16 protein-coding genes are annotated in these 26220 nt (G+C 50.0%); 7 read left to right on the top strand and 9 right to left on the bottom strand.

What is annotated here, in order from left to right; all coding sequences use genetic code 11:
* Nucleotides 1-45: 45 nt before the first annotated feature.
* From H6F88_RS07625 to glpK, 3 genes are all read left to right on the top strand, one after another.
* Nucleotides 46-705: a hypothetical protein gene (locus H6F88_RS07625; protein ID WP_190642144.1), complete on the top strand. Its 660-nt coding sequence runs from the start codon at nucleotides 46-48 to the stop codon at nucleotides 703-705.
* A gap of 57 nt (nucleotides 706-762) precedes the next feature.
* On the top strand, nucleotides 763-2292 hold the full coding sequence (locus H6F88_RS07620) for a bifunctional orotidine-5'-phosphate decarboxylase/orotate phosphoribosyltransferase (protein ID WP_190642143.1): 1530 nt from the start codon (nucleotides 763-765) through the stop codon (nucleotides 2290-2292).
* Between the two features lie 164 nt (nucleotides 2293-2456).
* Nucleotides 2457-3953, top strand: coding sequence for a glycerol kinase GlpK (glpK, locus tag H6F88_RS07615; protein WP_190642142.1), 1497 nt, complete (start codon nucleotides 2457-2459; stop codon nucleotides 3951-3953).
* 28 nt (nucleotides 3954-3981) lie between these two features.
* Here the strand turns inward: glpK and H6F88_RS07610 are convergent, their stop codons facing one another.
* Together H6F88_RS07610 and H6F88_RS07605 are read right to left on the bottom strand one after the other, a co-directional pair.
* On the bottom strand, nucleotides 3982-4890 hold the full coding sequence (locus H6F88_RS07610) for a hypothetical protein (protein ID WP_190642141.1): 909 nt from the start codon (nucleotides 4888-4890) through the stop codon (nucleotides 3982-3984).
* Nucleotides 4891-5027: 137 nt separating this feature from the next.
* Complete coding sequence (locus H6F88_RS07605; protein ID WP_190642140.1) at nucleotides 5028-5624, bottom strand: Uma2 family endonuclease; 597 nt, start codon at nucleotides 5622-5624, stop codon at nucleotides 5028-5030.
* Between the two features lie 448 nt (nucleotides 5625-6072).
* On the opposite strand from H6F88_RS07605, the gene crtD reads away from it, so the two are divergent.
* The 3 genes from crtD to H6F88_RS07590 all read left to right on the top strand — a co-directional run bounded on the left by crtD (nucleotide 6073) and on the right by H6F88_RS07590 (nucleotide 10553).
* On the top strand, nucleotides 6073-7578 hold the full coding sequence (gene crtD, locus H6F88_RS07600) for a C-3',4' desaturase CrtD (RefSeq protein ID WP_190642139.1): 1506 nt from the start codon (nucleotides 6073-6075) through the stop codon (nucleotides 7576-7578).
* Between the two features lie 151 nt (nucleotides 7579-7729).
* Nucleotides 7730-8419, top strand: a complete 690-nt coding sequence (locus H6F88_RS07595) for a Uma2 family endonuclease (protein WP_190642138.1) — start codon at nucleotides 7730-7732, stop codon at nucleotides 8417-8419.
* Nucleotides 8420-8561: 142 nt separating this feature from the next.
* A complete protein-coding gene (locus H6F88_RS07590; protein ID WP_190642137.1) occupies nucleotides 8562-10553 on the top strand; it encodes a TIR domain-containing protein in 1992 nt (663 codons plus the stop codon).
* 40 nt (nucleotides 10554-10593) lie between these two features.
* Here H6F88_RS07590 and H6F88_RS07585 read toward each other — a convergent pair whose 3' ends face one another.
* From H6F88_RS07585 to hslO, 3 genes are all read right to left on the bottom strand, one after another.
* Nucleotides 10594-11328, bottom strand: a complete 735-nt coding sequence (locus tag H6F88_RS07585) for a TVP38/TMEM64 family protein (RefSeq protein WP_190642136.1) — start codon at nucleotides 11326-11328, stop codon at nucleotides 10594-10596.
* A gap of 184 nt (nucleotides 11329-11512) precedes the next feature.
* Complete coding sequence (locus tag H6F88_RS07580; RefSeq protein ID WP_190642135.1) at nucleotides 11513-13609, bottom strand: chromosome segregation ATPase; 2097 nt, start codon at nucleotides 13607-13609, stop codon at nucleotides 11513-11515.
* Between the two features lie 208 nt (nucleotides 13610-13817).
* Entirely contained in the window at nucleotides 13818-14726 is a 909-nt protein-coding gene (hslO, locus tag H6F88_RS07575) for an Hsp33 family molecular chaperone HslO (RefSeq protein WP_190642134.1), read from the bottom strand.
* Between the two features lie 192 nt (nucleotides 14727-14918).
* Between hslO and H6F88_RS33890 the strand changes: the two genes are divergently transcribed.
* Nucleotides 14919-15053, top strand: coding sequence for a hypothetical protein (locus H6F88_RS33890; RefSeq protein ID WP_277882149.1), 135 nt, complete (start codon nucleotides 14919-14921; stop codon nucleotides 15051-15053).
* Nucleotides 15054-15055: 2 nt separating this feature from the next.
* Here the strand turns inward: H6F88_RS33890 and H6F88_RS32595 are convergent, their stop codons facing one another.
* From H6F88_RS32595 to H6F88_RS07550, 4 genes are all read right to left on the bottom strand, one after another.
* Complete coding sequence (locus H6F88_RS32595) at nucleotides 15056-22123, bottom strand: response regulator (RefSeq protein ID WP_199333496.1); 7068 nt, start codon at nucleotides 22121-22123, stop codon at nucleotides 15056-15058.
* Nucleotides 22124-22359: 236 nt separating this feature from the next.
* Nucleotides 22360-25182 (bottom strand): methyl-accepting chemotaxis protein, encoded by a 2823-nt coding sequence (locus H6F88_RS07560; RefSeq protein ID WP_190642133.1) that lies wholly within the window; start codon nucleotides 25180-25182, stop codon nucleotides 22360-22362.
* Between the two features lie 42 nt (nucleotides 25183-25224).
* The gene (locus H6F88_RS07555; RefSeq protein ID WP_190642132.1) at nucleotides 25225-25755 is read right to left on the bottom strand and encodes a chemotaxis protein CheW; all 531 of its coding nucleotides are present in this window, start codon (nucleotides 25753-25755) and stop codon (nucleotides 25225-25227) included.
* 41 nt (nucleotides 25756-25796) lie between these two features.
* Nucleotides 25797-26162, bottom strand: a complete 366-nt coding sequence (locus H6F88_RS07550) for a response regulator (protein ID WP_190642131.1) — start codon at nucleotides 26160-26162, stop codon at nucleotides 25797-25799.
* Nucleotides 26163-26220 lie beyond the last annotated feature (58 nt).

Here is a 26220-nt window from a genome sequence, read left to right as displayed (position 1 = left end):
CCAATTTCAGTCTTAAAGCTACAGTCAATCAAGGAATCTCTAACAATGCCGAAGACAAACCGTGTCGATGATCCAACCCTGTCTAAGTTAATGGAGGTTGAATCCGATCTGGCAGCTCAAGAAGCGCAACTATTTGCTCAACTTGAAACGATTCGTGAAAAGCGTGGCAGCTTGCAATCTGTGATCAACATCTTTTCACCAGATTCAGCTCCAGCAAACAGTTCCGACACTGCCAATAAAAAATCTGCTGCTAAGCAGGCTGAACCTGATCTCGAATTGCTCACTTCTGCTGTTCAAACTGCTGTCGCTTCTTCTGAATCAAACGGTTCAAACGGAGCAGCCCCCGCAGAAAAAACTAAAAAAGCTCGTCGCCCTCGTGCAACTCAAGCAAAGGCTGCCGCGCCTCGCAAAGGTTCTCGTAGAGGACAAGATTTGCAGAATTACATGCGATCGGAGTTTGGTGGTTCATCTCTCACACAGGCCGTTCTAACTGTATTGGAAGGACAAAAAGATGGAGTGGTAAGCATTCCAGAAGTAATTGGCTCTATCTTTGTTTATGAAACGCCAAGAGAAATGCGGAGCAAAGCTAGCACCCGGATTGCTAACATTCTCTCAACCGGTTTGAAAAGCAATAAGTGGTATCGGGGTAAAACTGGACACTACAGCCTCTCCAAAGAAGCCGCAAATGCTGATCTAGCTTCTTAACCTGGTGATTTACCCAATGGTGATTTACGCTATTGGGAAGTCTCCCTGCATTTGCCCATGCATTTTTTTAATAAGTTAGAGTCTGCGATCGCACACCATTCCAGTTTGCTGATCGTCGGACTTGACCCAAACCCAGAACTGTTGCCCGCTCAATTTAACAGAGCCACAACATCAGAGTATCGCTGGACTGATAGCCCTTACCCTGGCGATACTCTCATTGAAGGGTTATGGCAATGGTTACAGTTCATCATTGCCGAAACGAGTGAATTGGTCTGTGCCTACAAGCCAACGTTGGGCTTTTATCAGGCATTAGGTGTCCCCGGAATGGAACTGTTGCAGCGAGTTTTGCAAGCAATTCCATCTCACATTCCGGTTATTTTAGATGCCAAGCATGGAGACTTAAACACCAGCACTCCCTTTGCCCGTAGTCTGTTTGAACAGTGGCGGGTCGATGCTGTGACGCTCAACCCTTATGTTGGGCAAGATCTAGTTGCTCCTTTTTTGGTGTATCCCGGCAAGGCAGTGTTTTTGCTTTGCTGTACGTCTAATCCATCTGCTTTGGCGGTGCAAGAGTCTATCCAAGTCCAAACTGCACAAATCCAAACTGTGCAAACTCAGCCCAATCTAGGTTTGCCACTCTACCTCCAGGTTGCCAAGGAATCGAGAAACTGGGGAACACCAGAACAGTTGGGATTAGAAGTGGGAACTACACTTCCCTCTGTCTTGAGCAGTGTGCGGGCGATCGCCCCAGAGCGCTTAATTCTGGCACGAAGCATCTGGCAGGAGGGGGTAGATCTCTCCCAAATGCTAGCGGCAGGTCTAGATGTAAATGGGGAGGGATTACTGATTCCTATCCCTCAAGACTGGCTGGGTCAGACTGATTTGTCTACAGCGGTGCGATCGCTGCGAGATCAGGTTAATTTAGCCAGAGCCAAAGCTGTGCGTGAAGGAGCAACCTGTGACCTCTGGGTATCCGATGTTTGCACCCTGGAGCAACAGCCCCACCTGGAACTCATCTTGCAGCTTTATGATATTGGCTGCATCCTGTTTGGCGAATTTGTTCAGGCGTCGGGCGAAACTTTTCCCTATTACATTGATCTGCGTAAGATCATCTCGAATCCACAGATCTTTCACCGGATTCTAAATGCTTACGCAGATATTCTCACAACGCTTGAATTCGACCGGATCGCAGGCATTCCCTACGGTTCCTTGCCAACCGCAACAGGGCTATCCCTGCGGCTAAACCGTCCCATGATTTTTCCTCGCAAAGAAGTAAAAGCGCATGGCACTCGTCGCCTGATCGAAGGCAATTTTGAGCCTGGAGAAACAGTAGTCGTCGTAGATGATATTTTAATCAGCGGTAACAGCGCTATGGAAGGAGCCGCAAAGCTGCAATCCGCCGGGTTAGAAGTCCGCGACATCGTTGTGTTTTTGGATCACGAAGGCGGCGTAAAGGATAGATTGCGGAGTAATGGGTATACTGCCCACTCGGTAATCACGCTGTCGGAAGTGACTGAGGCACTCTATCAATCAGGGCGCATCAGTCAAAAGCAGTTTGAGGCATTGGCAGAAGCCGAGGACTCTTAATTTTTGTTATTGGTTACTCATCATTCGTCATTTGTTGTTCATCATTCATTAGACTGCCATCAATCACTTTTTGAAGCGTGAAGGGTAGCGCGGCTCTGCCGCACTACCCTTCACGCAGAAGGTCTATTGTAAGGTGATGACCAGTGACTAGTGACCCATGACCAATGACCCAATACATCCTCGCCTTTGATCAAGGCACAACCAGTTCACGGGCAATTGTGTTTAACCCCAGTGGCGATATTCTCTCCATTGCCCAGAAGGAGTTTCGCCAAATTTTTCCGCAACCGGGCTGGGTCGAGCATGATGCAAATGAAATATGGTCGTCTCAACTTGGAGTTGCAAATGAGGCGATCGCCCACATTGGCATTCGTGCTAAAGATATTGCGGCGATCGGCATCACCAATCAACGAGAAACGACTCTGGTTTGGGATAGGAAAACTGGGCAGCCAATTCACAATGCAATCGTCTGGCAAGATCGTCGCACTGCTGGTCATTGTGATCAGCTGAAGGCGGCTGGTTATGAATCAACTTTTCAACAAAAAGCGGGGTTAGTGATTGATTCCTACTTTAGTGGCACAAAACTGAAGTGGTTGCTTGATCATGTCCCCGATGCGCGGCAGAGAGCCGAACGGGGTGAACTCGCCTTTGGCACGATTGACTCCTGGTTAGTTTGGAAACTAACTGATGGAGAACTTCACATCACTGATGCGACAAATGCTTGCCGTACTTTGCTTTTTAACATTCACACCTGTGAGTGGGATGATGAATTGCTAAAGATTTTAGATATTCCCCGTTCGGTGTTGCCAGAGGTTCGCTCCTCGTCAGAAGTATATGGACACACCGCAGAAGGAATCTTGGGCGCAAGAGTGGCGATCGCAGGCATTGCGGGTGACCAACAGGCGGCGACTTTTGGGCAGGTCTGTGGCGATCGCGGCATGGCTAAAAACACCTATGGCACGGGCTGCTTTGTGCTGCTCAACATTGGCGACGAGCCGGTTCTCTCCCGCTATAAGCTGCTCACCACCATTGCCTGGAAACTAAATCATCGAATCAACTACGCCTTAGAAGGCAGCATCTTCATCGCGGGTGCCGTTGTGCAATGGCTACGGGATGGACTGGGCATCATTCGCAACAGTGCAGAAGTGGAATCGCTGGCAATGAGTGTTCCCGATAATGGCGACGTTTACTTGGTGCCTGCCTTTGTGGGCCTGGGTGCGCCCCACTGGGACAGCTACGCTCGCGGTACCATCGTTGGGCTAACTCGTGGCTCTACCAGCGCCCACATCGCCCGTGCCGCCTTGGAAAGCATCGCCTACCAGACGGCAGACGTACTCACTGCCATGCGACAAGACTCTAACCTGGAGCTTTCAGAACTGCGGGTGGACGGCGGCGCGTCCCGAAACGACTTGCTAATGCAGTTTCAGGCAGACGTGCTAGGTGTTCCGGTGGTGCGTCCCAAAATTACTGAGACAACGGCTTTGGGAGCCGCTTACCTGGCAGGTCTGGCAGTTGGCTACTGGCAAGATCAAGCAGAAATTGCTCAGCAGTGGCAGGTCGAACGTCGATTTGAACCCAACATGAGTGATGACCAACGACATACGCTACTCGCCTCATGGCATCAAGCGGTTGACCGTGCCCGCTGGCAAAGCCCTGCTTCGTAAAGCTTTAGAGCTTTATGTAGAAACGGGGTTACTCTAGTTTGTTTTGCGTTGAAAGAATGACTGCATCTATGCCGCTCTCTTGGAGGGGTAAGCTGCTTGGCGCTTCTTCAATTAGAAAACCAGCCGTGCCGCCCTGCTTCACCAAATCAGGCATAAACTCACCTAATCGGCGTAGCCGTTCTGGATTGTCGTCCCAGTTGACTGTGATTGACTGATCAATTGCAAAGTGTTCAATTCCGCTGAGTTGGACAAAGTGATAACCCATTGGAGTCCATTCATCAGTTGTGATTTTGATGTGATGGCTGTTGCCACACCAGACCAGCAGTTTGGCACTAGTGGGCAGATTTTGTAAGCCGTTGACTAGATTCTCTGCCTGAACTCTCTCCCGTAAGTTTGTAAATTCTAGCGAAAGCGTGTCAGACAAGGGATATTCCTCAAAATCAATTTCGTAAGGAATTAGCGTCCAACCTAAACTCAAAGCTGCTTGAACAAAGGCTCTCATTTCAGGATGAGTCAGGTAGTTTGCTTCATCTTCTGGTAGTCTGGGCAACTGTCGAGTTTGGTTTGCCTCGGTTGCGACAGATTGTGTTAACGCTTCCATTGCCAGATAGCGAACTCCTGCCGCATGAGCAACAGGTAGAATTTGTCGTCCAATTTCACGGCTGCGAATGTTTCTAGTAGCTCCGTTGTGGGCTTCGTTCATCATCACAACGGGCGATCGCTCAAACCCAACGGCGACCAGTTCTGAGGGCGATCGCCATATCAAATTTGAGTTAGGAGTTGCCCAGCCCTGTTGTCGAGCAGTGCCTAAACCAAGTAAAACTCCTGCACCCGCTAAAAACTTTCTACGCTTCAATCGGGTTGATAGTAGTCCTGAAAAGGAACGGTTTATCTGGTAAAAACTTTGGCTTCCTTGATTCTGATGGGGTTGACGCATTTGCTAGAAGCTATTTGTTCGTACTATTTAACTCTCTATAGTCCGAAAGTTAACTTATGAAGCTTCGTTTGCCTTCACCCTACTAGTCTTGAGTGTTGAAGTGTAGCGAGAGATAGAGGGCGATCGCCAATTCTCAGCTATTTCTGAAGTGACTGCTGAAATGTCTTCACCGCTTCAACGTGATTTGTCATACCGATGCAACGTATCAACAAATCCAGATCAATTCCTTGCAATTCCTCACTGCTGGAAATCTTCTCATAGCGAAGCCCATCCTCTTCTGGTCGCAGGTGATAAACCTGTAACACACCGTCCTCCCAAAACCACACTTCAGGAATCTTCAGCCGCTTGTATGCCTCTAGTTTGTTAATGCCTCCACTGGTAAACACAACTTCGATCACTAAGTCAGGGCGCGATCGGTCGGGAGACAGTTTATAAGACTCATCTGCTTCGCGTTTAACGGCAGTCGCTTCATTTTCTATTGTCATTGACCCCGTTGGGATGAAATCGTATCCTGCCATCAGTAGGTAAAGTTCTACCAAGGCTGCAATTCTTTTTTTAATTGTTTCATGCGGTTCTCCTGGCATCCGTCTGATCTCCAATATTCCATCTAAAAACGACAGTCGGTAGCCAGGACGGTCTAACAACTGCTCAACAGCTTTGAACTCCCTCCAAGTCAGTGGCTCAAACAGCAGAGGTTCTTCCTTTTTAGTGGGAGCAATGATTGCTTGGGTCATAACATTCTCTAGTCTTGATGAATCCGGTTTAACTCGGGATTTCTGATTTGGGTGATGGACTACCTTTTTATCACTGCCTTTTCGAAAAATAGAGCATACAGCAATCTCCACTTAGATAAACCACAAGTCCCTGTAGGGGCAGTTCGCGAACTGCCCCTACGCTATGGCTTACTCATCCAAAAATGGCTTTAAGTGTCAGTAAACCTAGTCATATGTCATCTGAGTTAATTTCACCTTTCTCTTCTTCTAGTACACAAAGGCCCCAATTCTGGGTATTTGGCGAAGCGAGATTTGAACAAGCCGCCTACTACCTTCACGCTGTACTCAAGCTCAAATTGAAATGGCAGTGCCAAGGTTTTGCTTACTCTTAACCTTATCAATCAAAAGTTCCAAGGGTAGAATATGATAGGAGTATTAAGGAATGTAAATTGTATTTAGCAGGTTTCCAATGTCGAGTCGTACCTATTCCAAAGCTAAACGAGTAGTTGTGATTGGGGCGGGCATTGGAGGACTGACGGCAGCGGCGCTATTAGCGCATCGGGGTTATCAGGTGTTGGTGCTAGATCAGGCGCTGGTGCCGGGTGGGTGTGCTTCGACGTTTAAGCGACGCGGGTTTACGTTTGATGTTGGTGCGACTCAAGTTGCAGGGTTAGAACCCGGAGGAATTCACCATCGGATCTTTGCAGAATTAGACATTGATTTGCCAGAAGCAACTCCTTGCGATCCGGCTTGTGCAGTGTATTTGCCAGGAGAAACTCAACCGATCAGCGTTTGGCGTGACCCCGATCGCTGGCAGGCTGAGCGACAGCGGCAGTTCCCAGGCAGTGAACCATTTTGGCAACTGATGGCAGACTTGTTTCGCTATAGCTGGGCCTTTCAGTCTCGCGATCCGGTGTTGCCGCCCCGTAACCTGTGGGATTTTGGGCAGCTTGTTCAGGCGGTTCGTCCAGGAACGCTGTTTACGCTGCCACATACTTTTTCAACGGTGGGTCAGGTATTGCGCTGGTATGGGTTGGGGGGCGATCGCCGTCTCAAAACATTTCTTGACCTTCAGCTCAAGCTTTATTCTCAAGTTGATGCAGAAGACACGGCGCTGCTCTATGCAGCAACTGCGCTAGGGGTTTCTCAGGAGCCACAGGGACTTTATCATTTGCAGGGCAGTATGCAGGTATTGAGCGATCGCCTCGTCGCATCTCTAGAGCGGGATGGCGGCAAACTGCTGATGCGTCACACCGTTGAGCAGATCTATACAGAGAATGGGCAGGCAAAGGCGATCGCCATTCGCAACCAAAAAACAGGCGAAATCTGGACAGAAACCGCTGACCACATCGTCGCTAACGTCACTGTGCAAAATTTGATGCAGCTATTGGGCACAGAAGCTCCCAAAGGCTATGAGCGACGAGTAGAAAAATTGCCTTCAGCATCGGGCGCATTTGTGGTGTATCTGGGTGTTGACCAATCTGCTATTCCTGCTGATTGTCCACCACATCTTCAGTTTCTCTACGACTACGACGGACCAATTGGTGAAAACAATTCTTTATTTGTCTCGGTTAGCCATCCTGGAGATGGGCGTGCACCAGAGGGCAAGGCTACGGTAATTGCTTCCTCATTCACTGATCCAACAATCTGGTCACACTGCGACAACTATGAGTCATTGAAGCAGCAGTATACGGAAGAGGCGATCGCCCGCTTATCCCAATTCTTTCACCTCACTCCTGAAACCCTGGTTCATACTGAAGCGGCAACGCCACGCACCTTTGCTCACTTTACAGGGCGCGATCGCGGCATTGTCGGCGGCATTGGTCAACGCATCCCCACCTTTGGCCCGTTTGGATTTGCCAATCGTACGCCAGTCAAGCACCTTTGGCTGGTTGGAGACTCTACTCATCCCGGTGAAGGCACCGCAGGGGTAAGCTATTCTGCTCTTACCGTTGTTCGGCAGATTGAGGCATAGGACATCTGATGAAGGCAAAATAAGATTAAGGTCATTAGCTATTAGTCATTCATGTAAGCCAACACCTAACGACTAATAGCCAGTGGTCAACGACAATGATCAGTGACTAATGACTAACTACCAGCCCTAATTCTAAGAATCGCCAATTCTCATGACTGCCTACGTCCCGACTGAGCCAACCACAATCATCTACCCCAGTTCTGACGGTGAACCCTTGGCAGAGACTTCAATTCATGTAGATGCAATCATTGCGATTATCACTGCTCTGCGCCTTTATCTAGAAGGTCAGCAAGCCATCGTGTTGAGCAACCAGTTTTTTTATTTTGCTGAAGGATTTCCCCGGCTGCGCGTTGCTCCTGATGTCATGGTGATATTTGATGTAGTGCCTGGACCCCGCGACAACTATAAAGCTTGGGAGGAAGGTCAGGTACCCGCTGTCATCTTTGAAATCACATCAGAAGGCACCCGTGAGCAGGACAAAGTCCATAAGAAAACTCTGTATGAACAGATGGGGGTACGAGAATATTGGCTGTTTGACCCCAAAGGTGAATGGATTGAGGGGCAGTTGCAAGGATATCGCCTCCGGGGTGAGATTTATGAATCAATTATTGATGGGCGTAGTGAGCCGTTAGCCCTGCGCTTGCAGGTTGAAGCACAGTTACTTAATTTTTATCGTGAAGACACGGGTGAAAAGCTACTAGTCTCCGAAGAATTGGCGCAGGCACTGAAGCAAGAACGCCAACGGGCAGAACAGGAGCGCCAACGGGCAGAACAGGAGCGTCAACGGGCAGAGCGACTGGCAGCACAGCTACGCGCCGCTGGCATTGAGCCAGAAGAATAAGGGGCGATCTCGGAGAGATACCCGCAGGGGGTCGCCTCTCTGCTCGCCCTGGTCATCTGCTCAAGAAATTTAGTAAACTCCTCTGCAATTTTTCTCAAAGCACAGGTATCTTGTGTTCAGATCTCGCTTTAGCAGGGGCAGCATGACCGACATCTTTATTTCTTACTCCCGCAAGGATAAAGTCTTTACCCAATTACTTCATGCTGCGCTAGAAGCCACAGGACGAGAAGCCTGGATTGATTGGCAGGACATTCCCCTCACTGCCGACTGGTGGCAAGAGATTAAGCGCGGTATCGAAGGGGCAAATACTTTTGTCTTTATCATCAGCCCAGATTCCATTACTTCTTCTGTTTGTCGGCGGGAAGTTGAGCACGCAGTGCTGCACAACAAGCGTTTAGTGCCGATTGTGCATCGAGAAGAATTGAATCAAGCCTTGCTGCATCCTGCGTTAGCGAGTCACAACTGGTTATTTTTTCGAGAGAATGATGACTTTGATACTGCCTTTCAAGCTTTAATCAAGGCGATCGATACTGACCTGGAGCATTTGCATACTCACACTCAAATTCTCGTTCGCACTTTGGAATGGGAAGACAAAGGTCGCAACGACAGCTTTTTATTGCGCGGCAGCAACCTCAAAGATGCAGAGCAATGGTTGCAACAGAGTGCCAATAAAGATCCTCAGCCAACTGAGCAGCAGAAAAACTACATTAGCAAAAGTCGAGAGGCAGAAGATTTTAGTGAGCGAATCGCTCAGGCAAATGAGACAGCAAAGCGTAGACTCCGAATTGCCACCCTGGTCATGGGCATTGCTCTAGTGACTTTAGCGGCGGCAACAGTTGTCACAGTTCAGGCGTTTCAACAACAGCTCCATACCAAGATAGTCAACCGATTGGAGCAAGAAACAGACGATGCGTTGGAGCAATTTGACTCATCTCAATTAGATGGTCTGTTGAAAGTAATCAAAGCTGGACGGTATTTGCAGTCGGTGGTGGAGAATCGTTCTGTTGAGCAATATCCAACACTCAGTCCTGTGCTGGCTCTGCAAACCATTCTGCAAAATATTCAAGAACAGAATCGAATTCCAGCCCATCCCGGTGAGGTGAATGGCATCAGTTTTAATCCTAATAGGGGTCAAATTGCTACGGCCGGGGAGGATGGCGTGACCCGGCTCTGGAGTTTGACAGGAGAAAAGCTAGCTGAGATCGCCGGACATCCAGATGAAGTCAGCAACATTAGTTTTAGCCCTGACGGGATGCAGCTTGCGATCGCCGGGGAAAATGGAATGTTGCAGCTATGGGATCTGTCTGAGCAACAACTGGTTGCCCTTAGAATTTATCCAACCGGACTTACTGATGTCAGTTTCAGTCCCAGTGGTGGACAAGTGGCTACAGCCGGAGAAGATGGGATTGTTAGACTGTGGAGCTTTTCAGGTGAGTCCCGACAGTTTCAAGGACATACAGGAGAAGTCAACAGTATCAGCTTCAGCCCTGACGGTACTCAGATTGCTTCCTCTGGGAGAGATGACACGATACGGCTCTGGGATTTGTCAGGAAAGCCACTTGTCGAATTTAGAGGAGATGGAAGTGAGTTTAGCAGTGTCGATTTTCACTCAGACGGAACACAACTTGCAGCAGCAGGAGAAGATGGCACGGTCTGGCTTTGGAATATTTCTGGTGAAAAGATTGGAGAATTCAAAGCTCACCCGGTTGAAGTTACGAGTATTCAGTTCAGTTCCAATGGAACCCAGCTTGCGACAGCCGGAGAAGATGGCAGAATCAAGCTCTGGGATCTTTCTGGACAGCAACTAGCCAAATTCATAGGACATCAAAGTGGTGTAAATGTCGTGCGATTTAGCCCTGACGGAAAGCAGCTTGCGACAGCAGGAGAGGATGGCACTGTGCGATTGTGGGATTCTAGCCGCCAAGCTTCAGGACTTGAAGTGGAGCAGGAGGAACTAAGCGTTATATCAAGGGCTAATGAAAGCGTAATGGGAAATCAAGATGACTCGGTGCGATCGCTCTCTAATACCGACCTAACCACCTTTCTACAGCAAGGATGCGATTGGCTAAAAGACTACTTGGACACTAATCCTGCGATTGATGAGCGCGATCGTCAACTTTGTGGAAGGGACTAGGGGCTGGGGACTGGGGGTTAGGGCAGGAAGTTGTCATCCCTTATTCCTCATCTTTCTTATCCTCATCTTTCTCATTCTCTCCCTCCTTTTGCTCGTCTGGCTGTGACAATGCTGTTTTTGCTAGTCGAGTGGTGTAGATAGCGACTCCTACTGTTGCTAGTAGTCCTCCACCTTGGAGAATCAGGGAGCGAGGGGAATTGTCGCCACCGATGATGGATGTGCCGAAATAGCCGATGTAGACATATAGCGCGATCACCGGAATCATTCCCAGCCAGGTAAAGAAGAAGTACTGCCAGAAATTGACTTTGGTGCAGCTAAAGCCATAGTTCAGCACGTTGGAGGGAATGATCGGCGAAAGGCGACTGAGGAGTAGAATTTTCCAGCCTTTTTTTGCGATCGCCTGATCAAGCTGCCCAAAGGTAGGATAGCGCTGCATCAGTTTCTTCACCCGTTTGCGGGCAACTGTTCGACCCAGACCAAAACAAACAACGGCACCCAACGTATCGGCAACGGACGCAGACGCAATGCCTACGACTAAACCAAAAACGGTTCCTGCAACTAAAATCAACGCAATGTTGGGCAAGCCTGCAACACTTACCAGCACGTAAATCACAATAAATGCGGGAATCGCCCACCAGCCGAGCGATCGCAGCCAGTCATTTAGCCCAACTGACCATTCCTTTAGCGGTAGCGCACTTGTCGCTACGAGTATCGCAACTAGTACTCCAAGCAAAATCAGCAGTAGAGACTTTCTTTGACGTAACCATGCCTTCATAAAATGCTTTAAGAGACTTGTAAATGCGCCTCTTTTAAAGGTTTAGTCTACGACACAAAACTTTGCCATCTGTCTCAAGGAAACCCAATGGGTATTCCTCACAGAGACAAAATGCCTCGCCTCTATGTAGTGCTAAACACAAATGGTAGTGCCAAGGTAAGTGCCAAGCACAAACTATCCCAGCCTAAAGCTCTTCACCCGTTAGCTGCTGTCGCCAGGTTTGGGCCTGGAGCTGGGCAGCGTCATAAGCTTCAGTACGAGGTGGAATGCTCTCAGCGGTGGCGATCGCCCCCTCCAAATCGTATCCAGCCTGCTGCTGGGCGGCCTGCAAAATTTGCTGACTCCAGAGGTTGATCATCTGTTCAGCTTCTGGGCGAGTTGGGCTGTCCTCAGGAACTTGCTCGGCCGCCCGAATTGCTGCAAGCAACCCAGTCGTTGTGCTAATGCTAGCTGCCTCGTAGGCCTGCTGCATTCGCTCTTGCTCCAGAGTCTGGTTACGCCAGGTACGAATATCTGCCTGCGCCTCGTCGTGGAGGGCGCGTCCCTGTCCGATCTGCTCTGCCAGGGCAATCGCTTCTGGTAAGTTGCCCAGGGCAGCTAGTTCTCTCGCCCGGTCTAGATAAGGCTGGTCTTGAGTGCGCTGAATTTGATCTGTCCAATCTCGCACCCGCTGACGAGCCTCATCAGACAGGGCCCGACCCGACCCAATTCGATTAGCCTGCTCAATGGCTGATGTCAGATCACCGCTATTAGCAAACCGATCGGCTGTATCTAGGATGGGTCTGTCTTCCATCGTCTCAGCTTCACGAGTCCAGTCGGCGATCGCCTCTCGCGCCTCAGCCCGACGTGGATTGCCACGCGGAATTTGCTCTGCCTCGGCGATTGCTGCTCGCAAATCTCCTACAGAGCCAGGTTGCGCTAACTGTCTTGCCGTTTCCAGCCGCATGATGTCTTGTATCTCTGCCTGCCACTGGCTGATTAACTCCTGCGCTCTGCCATAAAGTGGACGACCCTGCCGCAGCCGCTGTGCTTGAACGATTGCAGCTTCCAGATCGGCAACCGTACCGCCCCACGATTGGGAATAAGCGGATGCTAAATGAGTCAAATCTTGAGCTTCTGCCTCCAAGTTGGCGCGTTCGGGAATGCGACGCAGAATGGCGATCGCCTCATCTGCATCCTGACGATTTAACGCTGATTCTGCTAGCTCCAGCATTCCTTTGCCCGCTTCAGTGATTACCTTTTGGGCTTCACCATAGGCATAGCTGCCATCACCAATTTCTTCTGCCAGCTTGACTGCCTCGCTCAGGTTGGACAGACCTCCTCGATCGATAAACCGTCTTGCCTCAGCGAGTTTCGCTGCATCCTCACGAGTCGCATTAATTAGCCCGTTCAACTCGTCATATTTGGTAGTCTTCCAGTAAGTGTTATCGACGGACAACAACCCAACCGCAATATCAAATGCCTTTCGCAAATCCTGCTGCCGAAGGGCGGCTTCTGCGTCTTTGTAAATCTTCTCCGCTTCTGCCCAAATTCCGTTCCAGCGATCGACCCGTTCCTGTACTTGGGCACGAGCAGAGGTGTCAGCAGGAATTTTGTTGGCAATATCCAATGCTTCTGAAAACTTACCCTGATCAAAGGCTTCCTCTGCCAAGTCCAAAACTTGTTGCGACCAGTCCTCAATGTGGCGGTTGATTTCTGGACGTAGGGGATGGTCGGCAGGCAGACTGTTGATTAGCTCAATCGCCTCCAGCAAGTCATTTGCCGTTTGCTTGTTTGCTGCCAGTTGAGCGCAATACAGCCGCAAAGATGCTGATGCAGTCGGCCAGAAAATCGACGGACAGTTTGGTACCGCAGGCAGCTTCAGCAATAGCGCAACCGAAACGATGCTAACTCCAGTCAGCGTAACTACAGAAGCGATCGCCCAAAACTTGAGACTGGTTGGAAGTCGCAGCTTGGGCAACTGTAATCTACGCCGTCTTGCCTGTTGAGGGTCTTCTGGATAGTCTGCACCAGGAAGATGAGGCGATTGCGCTGTCGTAAGCTGGGCGTAGGGCAACTGCTCAGCGGGTGGAATCGGACGGGGCGATCGTCGCCCTCCCGGCATCGGTTGGACAGTTGGACGCAGCAAAGAAGACTCAGGCGCAGGCAACTTCGGCATAGGTGGCCCCTGCTGGGGCAACGGACGTTTGCGAGACGCAGGTACTTTAGGCAGCTTTTTAGGAATTCGATGTGCTCGCCCCAAATCTGGACGATGCTCCGGTGTTCCCCAATCTTTACTCATATCCCAGCCCACAACAATGGCGCAGCAACCTAGATCGTCGAGCAGCAGTACGCAATAGTTGCAATCCTACTCCTCAATGGAGGAAAACGCCACTTTCTGGGGGCTAGAGACTAGAGGCTGGAGGCTAGGGAATGGAAGATTGAATGTCCCCAGACATTATCAGAGCGAAGCTCCTGCATCACCCCTAGTTCCTGGTCTCTTGCCCCCTTCACCCCCTAGCCCCTGCTTCTGCCTGCAAATCTCGAATCAACTGTTCTAGCTCATCGCTGCTAGCCTGATATACTTCGTTGCAGAAATGGCAGGTAGCTTCGGCTCCGTCGTCTTTTTCGATCATGTCTCGCAGCTCGTCCTTGCCCAACATCTTCAAGGCTCCTAAGACGCGATCGAAGGAACAACCGCAGTGGAAGCGCAACATCTGAGTTTCTGGAAAAATTTCCAGATTCATATCGCCCAACAGTTGCTCAAACATCTGTTGCAGCGATTTACCCTCTTTGAGTAATGGGGTAAACCCAGCTAGAGAAGCAACGCGAGATTCTAACAGTTGCACTAGGGCTTCATCTCTGGCAGCTTTGGGCATTACCTGCACCAGTAGCCCACCCGATGCCGTTACCCCTTCAGCACTGACAAACACGCCCAAAACGAGAGCTGAGGGAGTTTGCTCAGAGCTAACGAGATAGTGAGTGACATCATCCCCAATTTCTCCAGAAACCAGCTCTACCGTACTGGAGTAAGGATAGCCGTAGCCCACATCTCTAACGACATATAGGTAGCCGTTGTGTCCTACAGCTGCACCTACATCCAGCTTGCCAATTGGGCTAGGAGGAAGTTCTACGGTTGGGTTATCGACATAGCCGCGCACGGTTCCGTCTAATCCGGCATCAACTAGGATGCCACCTAACGGACCGTCACCATTGATCCGAATGTTCACTCGTGATTCGGGTCGCTTCATGCTGGAGGCAAGCAGAAGCCCTGCTGACATGGTTCGCCCTAGTGCTGCAGTCGCAACGTAGGAAAGGTTGTGGCGCTGTCTGGCTTCTTCTGTAAGACGTGTGGTAATTACGCCGACGGTGCGAATTCCTCCATCTGCTGCCGTCGCTCGAACTAACTGATCCGCCATGAAAATCCTAAATACTTCTTAATAGTCCCTTATTCCATTCTACGGTGTCTGTTTGATAGCCGAAGTCAGACGGACTACGTGTGGGTGGATATCCGTTTACTCGTTGCCAAGCTGAAGCTTAGTAATGCCGAACTGGAAGCTCCGGCTTTCTTCTCAATTTGGAGAAGACCAAAGCTGTAGCTTCTTTAGGTAATGGCCAAAGCTGTAGCTTCTTTAGGTAATTCTCAGGCTGGAGCTTGGGAACTAGGAACTATGAATATCGCTTTTGTGGATGTGTCTTTAGGGTGGAGCGATCGCCCCACCCCTAAACCTGATCAGGCAATATGAAACTAGCTATCCCCGGTGACAAGTACCTCGCCCTTGAGCATCCGTTGTGCGGCATCTAGTAGTGCTTCTTCTAGGTAAGGCTTCGTGAAGTAGCCTTTGGCACCCAGTTGAACGGCCATTTGGCGATGGCGATCGGCTCCTCTGGAGGTGAGCATTGCGATCGGCAGATGCGCCAAGTTAGGGTCTTTCTGAATACGTGAGAGCAATTCTAGACCGTCCATGCGCGGCATCTCGATGTCGCAGAAGACCAGGTCGCAGGGCAGTCCAGAACGGAGTTTTTCCCAGGCTTCCTGACCATCACGCGCTTGCTCGACTCGGTAGCCCACTTTGTTGAAGGTCATTGAGAGCAATTCGCGAACGGTGATGGAGTCGTCTACAATCAGCACCGTTGGGTCGGTCTTGATGACTGGCGGTTCGGCGGGTGGCTCTTGCTCTTTCTCCCAGAGGGCATTGCCTGCCTCACGACGAATCCGACCAACGGAGAGGTCAATTAGCTCTAGCACATCGGCGATCGGCATGATTCGCCCATCCCCTAGCACGGTGGCACCTGCAACACCGACGGGCTTAGGCACTGGTCCTTCTAGCTGCTTGATTACAATTTCCTGTTCGCCTAGCACTTGATCAACCTGGAGGGCAAGGAAATTGCCTGCGCTGCGTAACACGACCACTGAAACAATGTCTTCTTCCTGGTTGCCGCCGTACACACTGCCACGACCCAAACTGCGGTTGTATTTCAGCAATTCTGATAGCGGCTGGAAGGGCAGCAACGTATCGCGCCAGAGGATGCAGGAGCGTCCTTCGCTGTCAGTTTGAATGCGCTCTTTGGGTACGTCTAGCATGTCCTCTACCCCGTCCATGGGGAAGGCAATGCGAGCACGGTTGCTGATGCAGCAGAGCGCTTTAGAGATGCTGAGAGTGAGCGGTAGCCGAACGGTGAAGGTGGTGCCTTTACCGATAGTGGAATCAATGTTAATTACACCGCGAATTTCATTCAAGCTGGTACGTACAACGTCCATACCGATTCCGCGACCGGACAAATCATCTGCTTTGTCCTTCGTGGAGAAGCCGTGATGAAACAGCAGGTCATATACATCTAATTCGGTCATTTCTCTGGATTCGGCTGGTGTAATTAAGCCTTTTTCCAGTGCTTTGGCTTTGACCTTCTGGGGATTGATGCCAGCGCCATCGTCGGTGACCGAAATGACAGTTTGGTTACCCTGATGGAAGGTGCGAACGGTGATTCGTCCAACCGGCGGCTTGCGGGCTGCGATCCTTTCTTCTGGGGTTTCAATGCCATGAGTAATGGCGTTGTTGACCAGATGGGTCATTGGATCGTAAAGCTGTTCCAAAATCATTTTGTCGATCAGGGTTTCCCGTCCTTCGACGGTTAGCTCAGCTTGTTTGCCGCACTTAAGGGAAATGTCGCGTACGGCTCTGGGAAGGCGATCGGCTGTCTGAGCGAAGGGCACCATGCGAGAACGGGTTAAGCCTTCCTGAAGCTGTGTCGTGACCTGACGGAACATGCGCGTTACCTGGTCAGTTTCATCGACGACGAAATCGATGTCAGAGGCAGATTCCCTAACTCTGACAATCAGTTCGATCATTTCCTGGGAAAGGGTATGGAAGCCGGTGAAGCGGTCCATCTCCAGGGCATCAAAGCTTAAGCCTGTGGAGTGGCTGTTTTGGGTTATGGCTGAGCCGCCGTTGCCAGGAGAGGAAAGCTGATAACTTTTACGGTTGGAGAGCAGGGAGCTTTCTAAGAGCGATCGCTCATACAAATCGCGCATCCGTTGCCCTACATCACTCAATTGCTGCACCTGGTAGAGCAGGTTATCGAGAAACTGTCTTAGGCGTTCCTGTCCTTGCTCCAGGCTATTACGGTTAACGACGAGTTCCCCAACCAGGTTGTTAAGGTTGTCCAGGTTTTTCACCGAAACTCTCATCGTCTGGTCGCTAAGAACTCCGCCGCCTCGACGAGTATTGCGGCGATTGGGCGCGAGCGCAGGACGGCGGGCGTTCTTGCTAGTCGGTGAACCGCCTAGAGTTTGGTCGGCATCTTCCAGCAGCTTTTCCAGGTCGTCGAATTCGTCAACGGCTTCTACTGCCGGGTTCGCTGAATGGGTAGATGGCGATATGGCTGAAAAATCATCACCCAACAGTGCGTCCAAATCGGCGAAATCGTCTACCGCTTCTGAAGATGAAGCATCAAAATCGAGGGAGATGGGTTCAGCTACTTGATCTTCAAGCAACGTATCCAGGTCGGCGAAATCGTCTTGCAGAGGTGCGACTGATTCTTTAACCGAGTCAGTGGATGCAGTGGATTCTTCCAGCAGGGCATCTAAATCGGCGAAGTCATCAGACTCGATCGCATCGAGTTCAGCATCAAGGGCGACCCCCTGCGGGTATCTCTCTGAGATCGCCTCATCCACTTCATCAGCGTCATCCAGCAGCGCATCCAAATCAGTAAAGTCGTCCGCTTCAGTAATCCCGACTGCTTCCGGGCTGGAGTCTGAAAGGTCAGGCAAAACGTCTACTTCAGTCATTTCGCTGATTTCTGGAACGCCTGTAATTTCTTCCAGATCGGTTTCTGAACCAAAGGACAGGTCGCCGAGGTCGAGGTCGTTGGCATCAGTGGTGGGAGTGTCTGTTAGCTCATCAAAGGCGATCGCATCGTTGGAGGTGATTGCCTCCTCACTCAATTCCTCGTCTGCGCCAAACAGGTCAAAGTCAAAAGTTTCCTCGTTTAGAATGCCTGCGTCTTCGCCGACGTTCATCTCATCAAAACTAAACGCCTCATCAGTTTCTACGTCCTGCGCCGCAGAGAGTTCGGTTTCGAAATCTAACCCAGATTCTTCACCGAACATGGCTGAAAAATCCTGTTCCTGCTCATCTGCACCGTCATCAAGACTAAGCATCGCTTCATCCAATGCTTCTAAACTTTCAGTGCTATCAGTATCCAGGTTGAAGTCTAGGTCCGAAGGACTATCAGCATCCAGATCAAAGCTCAAATCCCCAGTTCCTTCAGTATCCAGGTTGAAGCCTAAATCTTCAGTGCTCTCAACATCCAAGTTGAGATTTAGATCCGATCCACTATTAGCATCCAGATTGAAGCCTAAATCTTCAGTTTCTTCAGCATCTAGACTAAAGCTCAAATCCTCAGCATCTAGACTAAAGCTCAAATCCTCGGTTTCTTCAGCATCCTCAGCATCCAGGTTGAAATCCAGATCCGAAGCACTATCAGCATCCAGGTTAAAGCCTAAATCTTCAGTTTCTTCAGCATCTAAGTTGAGATCTAGATCCGAAGTACTATCAGCATTTAGGTTGAAGCCTAAATCTTCAGTTCCTTCAGCATCTAGACTAAAGCCCAAATCCTCGGTTTCTTCAGCATCCAGGTTGAAGTCTAGATCCGAAGTATCATCGGTATCCAGGTTGAAATCCAGATCCGACGCACTATCAGCATCCAAGTTGAAGCCTAAATCTTCGGTTTCTTCGGCATCCAGGTTGAAGTTTGTTGTTTCAGCCGTTTCTGTGCCCAGGTCAAAGTCTAAATCGGCGGCAGATTCCGTCAGATCTAGATTTAGTCCCGTAGTGTCTTCCAGATCAAATAAGTTTTCTGAGAAACCTTGAGGTTCTGTTGAGTTTTCGATGGTGCCAAGATCGAAAAGGGCATCGTCAGTTCCAGATGAATCTGGAGCAGATGAGTCGCTCAAATCGGCTTCATCGTCCGTCTCGCCAAACAGGCTAGAAAACTCTGTATCTTCTTCTGAGGAAAGGTCGAGAGTAACTGGCTCAAGCGATTCAGTGATCTCTGGCTCGAACAAGCTATCAAAGCCGGTATCGTTGTCTGAAAGATTGTCTGAAAGATCGGATGTTGGAGAAGGAGCGATCGCTTCTTCCCCCTCTGAGGAAAGGTCGAAGGTAGCTGGCTCAAGCGATTCAGTGATCTCTGGCTCAAACAAGCTGTCAAAGCCAGTATCGCTGTCTAAAGGAGCGTCTGAAAGATCGGATGTTGGAGAGGGAGCGATCGCTTCTTCCCCTTCTCCAAAAAGTCCTTCCAGGTCTTCCCCTGTTTCTTCTAGGTCAGACGGGTTGGCTGTGAGATCCAGTGATTCTGCTGCAAAGTTGGCTTCAGGTTCAAACAGTCCGTCAAACTCTGCTTCAGATTCAGTTTCCTCTGTGTCAAACGAGTCAAAGACAAATCCTTCTACAAAGTCAGACGAGTCGGAAGTAAATCCTTCCACGAAGTTAGATGGCTCTGATGGCTCTGAAACAGGTTCGTCCTCAGACTCGGATAGGTCTATGACGAAGCCCTCTACAAATAGCTCCTCTACAACAACCCCTACTGGGGCAGCGGCATCTGTTTCGGCCATTGATTCGAGTACTTCGTCATCAAAAGCCTCAGAGGTTGCCTCATCTTCTGTAGCGTAATCAAGTTCTGGTTCTGCTTGCGGTACGGCCGGCACAACCTGTTGGGACGACGTTACGGGTTGAGCCGGAATAGGGTCGTCAAATGGATCGGCAAACAGATCTGCATCTGCCTGATTCTTTTTCGAGCTTTGAGTGACAGAGACTCCTGAGAATGAGTCAAAAAAGTCGTCGTCCGCATCGAAATCGTGAATTGAGGAAGGTTGTCCCTGAGTTTGAGTAAATTCCTCAAATTCCTCGTCCCAAGGATCAAATACGGAAGAAGCTGTTTGCTCTGCGTTGGGTATATCTGTGGCAGGCGGAGCCTCGGGCTCTGAGACAAACAGCGACGTATTATCTGGCTCTGAGACAAATAGCGATGCATCATCGGCTAAGGTTTCGATCGGCGTTTCTGTGTCTACCAGCAGTTCCTCTTCCAGAGGTAAATCTTCTTCAATTAGCAGATCCTCTGCAGGTTGAGCTGCTGCGGTAACGAGTGCATCGTCGTGTAAGAAGGCATCAATGAGAGAATCGTCGCCACTGGAATCTTGCAATATTTCCCAGTCTTGAGCGGCATCGGCAGATTCGGGGGAGTCGGAGGAGGGGCGATCTCCGAGAGATACCCGCAAGGGATCGCTCTCCATTTCCATTGCGTCTATCGAGAAATCATCTGTCTCAAAGCTGCTTAGGTCAACGTCGTCCAACTCCAGAACCAGATCATCTGCCTGATCTGTCTGATTAGTAGACAGGGTTTCTGAAAGTTCGTCTTCGTCTGAGAAGGGATCAGGGAGTTCACCAAACGGGAACTCAGCAAACGGTTCAGGAGCTTGATCTGGTTGCTCTAGTTCAGGTTCTTCTGCCGTAAACGCCTGATCTAAATGGTTTAACGAGAAAGGGTCAGAAGCTTCTGCCGTGAAATCCTCATCCAGATCGGCAAACAGATCCGTGAGGTTTTCCAGGTCACCGCTTGCTTTAGGCAGACTACTTTGGGTGTCTGGTTCGTCTACTTCCACATCGGCAAAGGGATCGGACAGATCCGAACTTTCAAATTCGCTTTCCAGGAAATCTAGAGACAGTTCGTCTGTGACTTCAACTATGGCTTCAACATTGAGGTTCGCGATTAGATCGCCCTCTGGCTGGTCAGGCATTTCGTTCATCAAGTCGCCTAGATCGTCCAAGGCTGACGACTGACTCATTCCAGAACTATCGCCAAAGAGTTCACTGCTGTTTAGCAGCCCTGACAGGTCATCATCATCCTGGATTTCGGTTTGCAGAGACAGGTCGTCGTCCAAAGCATCCTGGTCAAACAGCAGGTCTGAAAAGTCGCTAGAAGCATCTGCATCAAGCGCATCTGAGAAATCCCCAGATGCATCTACAATCACGACTTCCTCCTGCCAGGTCATTCCCAAATCGGGAACTTCCCCTTCAAACAGGTCAGCTAAACTGTTTAGCTCAGCCGCACCGACTTCTGGACCCGTATGATCTGCGAATCGTGACGGACTGGAAGGTTGCCCTAGATTCAGATCTGTACCTGGATCGTTGTACTCTGGAGCGGGTTCCCCAAACCCAAGGTCAGCTTCCGAGAAATTGCTCTCTTGTTGAGCAGAAGTTGATTCATCAACGAAAGTTGATTCGGTGAACCAGCTATCATCCTGGTCAAACAGATTGTCTGGCTCGGTAGATTCTGCAGCGGTCAATGGCTCGTCATCCGTGTCAAGCGCGAAGTCGGGTAGCTCCAGTTCGCTGTCGCTGCGGTCAAAGTCTACTGAAGCCAACAGGTCTGCAAAGTCGTCCAGACCTTCTGCGGGTTCAGGTTCAGCGGGCAATAAGGCTCTAAGGCTTTCGCTACAGCAAATTTCGGCAGAACGACCAGACAGAACAAGCTCTTGGGCTTGCTTAATGTCTTTGATAACGGTTGGCGCGAGGGTGCGGTAGCTGTTGTCGGAGTGGGCGATCGCCCGCCGAGCAAGTTCCAGCAGTTCACACCATTGAGCTAACTCAAACTGTTCTCCCGCTTGGGACAGATTACGGCATACAAACTGAAGCTGTTCACGACTGACAGGCTGGTCTGCTTGCTTAAACAGTCCCAACATCTCTCGCAACTGAGCCGGAACATCACTTTGAAATACTAGTCTCAGAGCACTTTCCTCAGAGACAGGTTGCATCCTTGTGGGGGCAGCAGGAGCAGCAGCGACAGGTTGTTCCAGCCCCAGATCGACATCCTCTGGGGGCACCGATCCGCACTGGCTAACAAGCCGACCCAGATGTTCGTTGAGTGCTGTGAATACGGGCATCACGTCCGACATCACCTCTTCAGCTTTGTCATCGGTTAAGCCAAACGGTCCTTGCAGGTGTTCAAGCAATTCCTGAAGCGTATCAAACACCCGCAAAAACAGAGTTTCTAACTTTTGGTCAACCTGAATAGGGCATTCTTTTAAGACTTTGAAATAATCTTCCAGGCGATGAGAGGTTTGCTGGATTCCGTTTAGCCCCAGCATGGCTGCCCCACCCTTGACGGAATGTGCCGCTCGGAACATCTCATTGACCATTTCTGGGTCAGCGATCGTACTTTGCAGATTCAGCAAACCCTGCTCAATCGTATTGAGGTGGTCTTTCGCCTCCTCAATGAAGTACCCCATAATCCGCTGTTGTTGTTCAGACAGCATAGCAGTGTCCCTCTGATTAATCTGGGCAAAGCCCCTCGACTAGAGTGCATTTCAACGGGGACAAAGCGACGACCTCAGGTGTGGTGTGCCCCCAGTTTTAACTGAGCTTCAAATTCAGTCTTTGTTTGATTAACTTTACCCGATTCTATTTAAATCGACATCAAAGCTAAGTAAATCTACTCTTGCACTACCTGAATCTTAATATCTAGGGTTCTCAGCTACTCCTAAACAGTGGCTTATTTGGGGTCTGCCTCTACTCGGAATCGCTCCACCGACGTGAGCAGATCTCGCGCAACGCCAACCAGGCTTTGCAAAGAACCAGACACTCGTTGGGCTTCTTGAGAGGTTTCTTGAGCCGTCAATTCGACCGACTGCATGACTTGTGCCACATTGCGGGAGGTTTCGGTCTGCTCAACGGTGTCGGCGGTGATGGATCGCACCAGTACATCGATTCGGTTTGACACCTGAATGATGTCTTCGAGCGATCGCTTGGCCTGCTCTGCTAGCCGAGTACCCTCAATCACCTGCTGCGTGCCTTCTTCCATCGCAGTCATTACAGAGCCCGTCTCACTCTGAATTTGCAGGACGATTTGCTCAATTTCCTTGGATGCTTTTGCGGCTCGGTCAGCCAACTGTCGCACTTCGTCTGCCACGATCGCAAAGCCTCGTCCCGCTTCTCCGGCTCTCGCCGCCTCAATACTGGCGTTCAGTGCCAGCAGGTTGGTACGAGAAGCGATTTGAGAAATCAATGCCACAATCTTGGAAATTTCTTGGGAAGATTCTGCCAGTCGCTTCACTTTACGGGTGGTTTCTGCAACCGTTTCTCGAATTTCGAGAATACCGGATACGGTGCGTTCTACCGCTTCGCCGCCCTTAAGGGCGGTTGCTGATGCTGAACGCGCCACTTCCTCGGCTTCACGGGCACTTTCGGCTACTCGCTGAATCGAGTCAGTCATCACCTGCACAGAATTTAGCGTCACGGCTAGCTCTTCTGCCTGTCGCAAAGCGTCAGAGGAAAGCGATCGCGCAAAAATTTCGTTTTCTGTTGCACCTTTATTAACCTGACGTGCCGCAATCTTCACCTGTTGTACGATGTCTCGCAGGTTCTGAATGGTCAGGTTAAAGGAATCCGCTACCGCGCCCAGCACATCAGCCGTTACCTCTGCCTGTACGGTCAAGTCGCCTCTCGCTGCGCCTTCTACATCGTCCAGCAGGCGAATCACCTGACGTTGCAAGTCTTCCTTAGCCTGTTCTTGCTCTTCTGCCTTGCGCTGCGCTTCGCTGGTAGTGGTCAAGATTACTCGCGCCATTTGGTTAAACCCAGCCGCAAGTTGACCAAATTCATCTTTGGAATAGACTGTTGCTCGCGCACTCAAATCGCCGTGAGATACGGCTTCAAATTGAGCCTGTAAATCGTCGGCCGTGCGCTTGATTTGCTTGTTGGTTGCTCCAGCGAGGATAAAGGCAGTTGTGCCACCGACCAATCCAGCAGCCAGGCTCGCTGCCAGGGCTGCCCGATCAAGCTGTGAAGCAATTTGGACGCGGGTTTCCTGAGCAAGGCTTTGATTTCTCGTTGTAACGAGTCTAAAGCCGTAGTGGATAAAGGCTACGGTTAAGAGGGAAACGACACCCGTGGCGATCGCCACCACCAGCTTCTTCCCACCCAGTGGTGTATTTTCCAGGAAACTGAGAGCGCCCTGTTCAACATTGACCTCGGTATCTAAGCTTTGATTATCAGAATGGGCAAACGTTGGCAACTGCTCGGAGCTGCCAGAGATACTAAAGATCTCATCCTCTCGGATGACCGAGTGATCGCTACTGTCACCAAAGTCAAAGCCACCATCGCTGTTGTTAGAACTGCCAAAGCCAGAGCTGATGTTGGGGCTAGCAAAGCCAGCAGAGTTATCAGACAAATCAAAGTCGGAAATGCTGCCTAAGTCATCAAACTCGTCAAATTCGTCGAGAAAGTCTACATTGCTGCGACTGCCTACACCTGCGGAGGAATCGCTGACAAACGCGACCTCTTCGTTGGTAGCAAAGTCACTTTCATCGAAACCTTCTGAATAGCCGTTTCCTTCTGAAGAGACAAAGGTGCGATCGTCATCGTCATAGAAACTACCGTTGTACTCGCCTGAGTCTGGATCAGCGTAACCAAACGTTTCTTCTTGCTTAAAGGTCGCCGCAGATTCTTCCGCAGCCATAAACAGAGTCTCTTCATCGGTGGGTGGACGCGTGTTTAACCCAGATGAATCCTGAAAATCAGGCGGCGTATAGTCAGATTCATCAAAGTCGCTGGGAGGAGCAAACTTACTGCCAGTCGAAAAGCCTGAATCGCTGGCATAACCCGAACTGCTGGTGTAGATGCTGGGCATATCTGCTGCATCTGGATCAACACTGTCCGAATTGCCTGAGAAGTCAAAAGAGTCTTCGTCTACTGTAAAGGGATCACCAAAATCGTCAAAGGTTTCGGCTTCGGCTTCACCCGCTACATGGCTTGTTCCGCCACTAGCAAAGGGGTCGTCAAACGGGGAGGTGCTGCTAGCAGCGGCATAGCCAGAACTTACTGGTATATCGTCGGAGCTATCTACATCAAGGCTGGCAAAGTCAAAGTCACTACCAAAATTTTGGTCGGGCGAATCTTGCCAGTTGTCAGCAGGCGCACCAAAGTTAGCGGAATTAAACGCCGCTTGAGACTCCATGGTGCTGTCAAAGTCCTCATCAATATCTGTAAATCCATCGGCAGCAAAGTCATCGATGTCGTCCTCATCGAGATCTCCAGCACCGATGAACTGCCCTGCATAAGCCATGCCGTTATTGGCGTAGTCAAGGTATTCTGCATCTGAGGTGAGTCCCAATACCGACTGATATTGCTCTAGTGCCACCTCGTATTGCTGTAAGCCATAGCAGTAGATGTGCCCCCGTAAAAGACGCACGTTTGGGTCTTCTGGGTAATCTTCAACCAGGCGATCGACAATGGCAGCGGCCTCCTCATAGCTGCCCTGCATGTAGGCTTTCTCAGCCTGTTGATATTCCTGTGCGTACTCCGTGCCTGATCCCATTTGCCTTCTCCTGCCCGTGCAATACCCGCTTATGCTAAAAGTTCATGCTGCCCACCGTGCTGATCGAAGAATTGCTATCTGATCGAGCAGTCTAAGAAATCGGTTAGATTCTTTTCCTGTTGACCACTCTCCCCGAAGAAAAGGAGCCATCCCGTCTGGGACGTTGGTTGGTATTTGAATTTCATCAACATCCAACCAGTCCATTCCTAAAATCCGGTCAACTGCTAAGCCTAGCATAGCGTCTTGATCTTCGACGGCGATCACTGAAATGTCTTGCCTATCTGTGCTTAAAGGAGTTGGATCTCCTAAAAATTGACCGAGATCCGCGACCCAGATTACTCTTCCACGAACGTTTAGTGTACCTAACAATAAGGGAGAAACATTCGGGATGGGAGTAATTCGGTCGGAAGAAGATGAGATGACTTCGCGAATTCCAGTTGCAGGTAAGGCAAATTCATCTCCTGAAGGCACAAAAAACCTCAGATGCAGTTCACCTTCAGGACTCTCTAATTCCTGAAATTCTGGAACTTGGTCTTGACCTCTACCTGTTAAGAAATCTGGGTTGCCTATCATCACACCTGCTATTTTTTGAAACGGCTTTTATCGCAATAATTCTACCCTCGTAACAATTGTTTAACCGTACCTACTAACTCTGTCGGTTGAAAAGGTTTGGCAATGTAGGCGTCGGCTCCTTGTTTCATTCCCCAATAGCGGTCGAATTCTTCGCCTTTGGAGGAACACATTACCACAGGAACATTTTGAGTTTTTGGATCAGCTTTAAGCCTGCGGCAAACTTCATATCCGTTCATGCGTGGCATCACAATGTCTAGCACAACTAAATCAGGACATTTTCCCTGAATTTGCTCTAGTGCCTCGACTCCGTCGCTGGCGACCGTTACGTCTAATCCGCTGCCTTTGAGCAAATCTGTAATCATCTCCCGCTGCGTCACACTGTCTTCTACCACTAGAACTGTACTCATAACTTCCCACCTGCTCACCGCGATCGCCAACGGAAAGAACTACTGTAATCTACCTTGG

It is taken from the genome of Oculatella sp. FACHB-28, assembly GCF_014696015.1.
Taxonomy (GTDB): Bacteria; Cyanobacteriota; Cyanobacteriia; order Elainellales; family Elainellaceae; genus JAAUTN01.
This window is presented reverse-complemented; position numbering and strand designations above follow the sequence as displayed.

What these genes read in the sequence shown, in the direction of transcription:
- H6F88_RS07625 (WP_190642144.1), top strand. Translation starts at nt 46, where the DNA reads ATGCCGAAGACAAACCGTGTCGATGATCCAACCCTGTCTAAGTTAATG.
- H6F88_RS07620 (WP_190642143.1), top strand. Translation starts at nt 763, where the DNA reads ATGCATTTTTTTAATAAGTTAGAGTCTGCGATCGCACACCATTCCAGT.
- glpK (WP_190642142.1), top strand. Translation starts at nt 2,457, where the DNA reads ATGACCCAATACATCCTCGCCTTTGATCAAGGCACAACCAGTTCACGG.
- H6F88_RS07610 (WP_190642141.1), bottom strand. Translation starts at nt 4,890, where the DNA reads ATGCGTCAACCCCATCAGAATCAAGGAAGCCAAAGTTTTTACCAGATA.
- H6F88_RS07605 (WP_190642140.1), bottom strand. Translation starts at nt 5,624, where the DNA reads ATGACCCAAGCAATCATTGCTCCCACTAAAAAGGAAGAACCTCTGCTG.
- crtD (WP_190642139.1), top strand. Translation starts at nt 6,073, where the DNA reads ATGTCGAGTCGTACCTATTCCAAAGCTAAACGAGTAGTTGTGATTGGG.
- H6F88_RS07595 (WP_190642138.1), top strand. Translation starts at nt 7,730, where the DNA reads ATGACTGCCTACGTCCCGACTGAGCCAACCACAATCATCTACCCCAGT.
- H6F88_RS07590 (WP_190642137.1), top strand. Translation starts at nt 8,562, where the DNA reads ATGACCGACATCTTTATTTCTTACTCCCGCAAGGATAAAGTCTTTACC.
- H6F88_RS07585 (WP_190642136.1), bottom strand. Translation starts at nt 11,328, where the DNA reads ATGAAGGCATGGTTACGTCAAAGAAAGTCTCTACTGCTGATTTTGCTT.
- H6F88_RS07580 (WP_190642135.1), bottom strand. Translation starts at nt 13,609, where the DNA reads ATGAGTAAAGATTGGGGAACACCGGAGCATCGTCCAGATTTGGGGCGA.
- hslO (WP_190642134.1), bottom strand. Translation starts at nt 14,726, where the DNA reads ATGGCGGATCAGTTAGTTCGAGCGACGGCAGCAGATGGAGGAATTCGC.
- H6F88_RS33890 (WP_277882149.1), top strand. Translation starts at nt 14,919, where the DNA reads ATGGCCAAAGCTGTAGCTTCTTTAGGTAATTCTCAGGCTGGAGCTTGG.
- H6F88_RS32595 (WP_199333496.1), bottom strand. Translation starts at nt 22,123, where the DNA reads ATGCTGTCTGAACAACAACAGCGGATTATGGGGTACTTCATTGAGGAG.
- H6F88_RS07560 (WP_190642133.1), bottom strand. Translation starts at nt 25,182, where the DNA reads ATGGGATCAGGCACGGAGTACGCACAGGAATATCAACAGGCTGAGAAA.
- H6F88_RS07555 (WP_190642132.1), bottom strand. Translation starts at nt 25,755, where the DNA reads ATGATAGGCAACCCAGATTTCTTAACAGGTAGAGGTCAAGACCAAGTT.
- H6F88_RS07550 (WP_190642131.1), bottom strand. Translation starts at nt 26,162, where the DNA reads ATGAGTACAGTTCTAGTGGTAGAAGACAGTGTGACGCAGCGGGAGATG.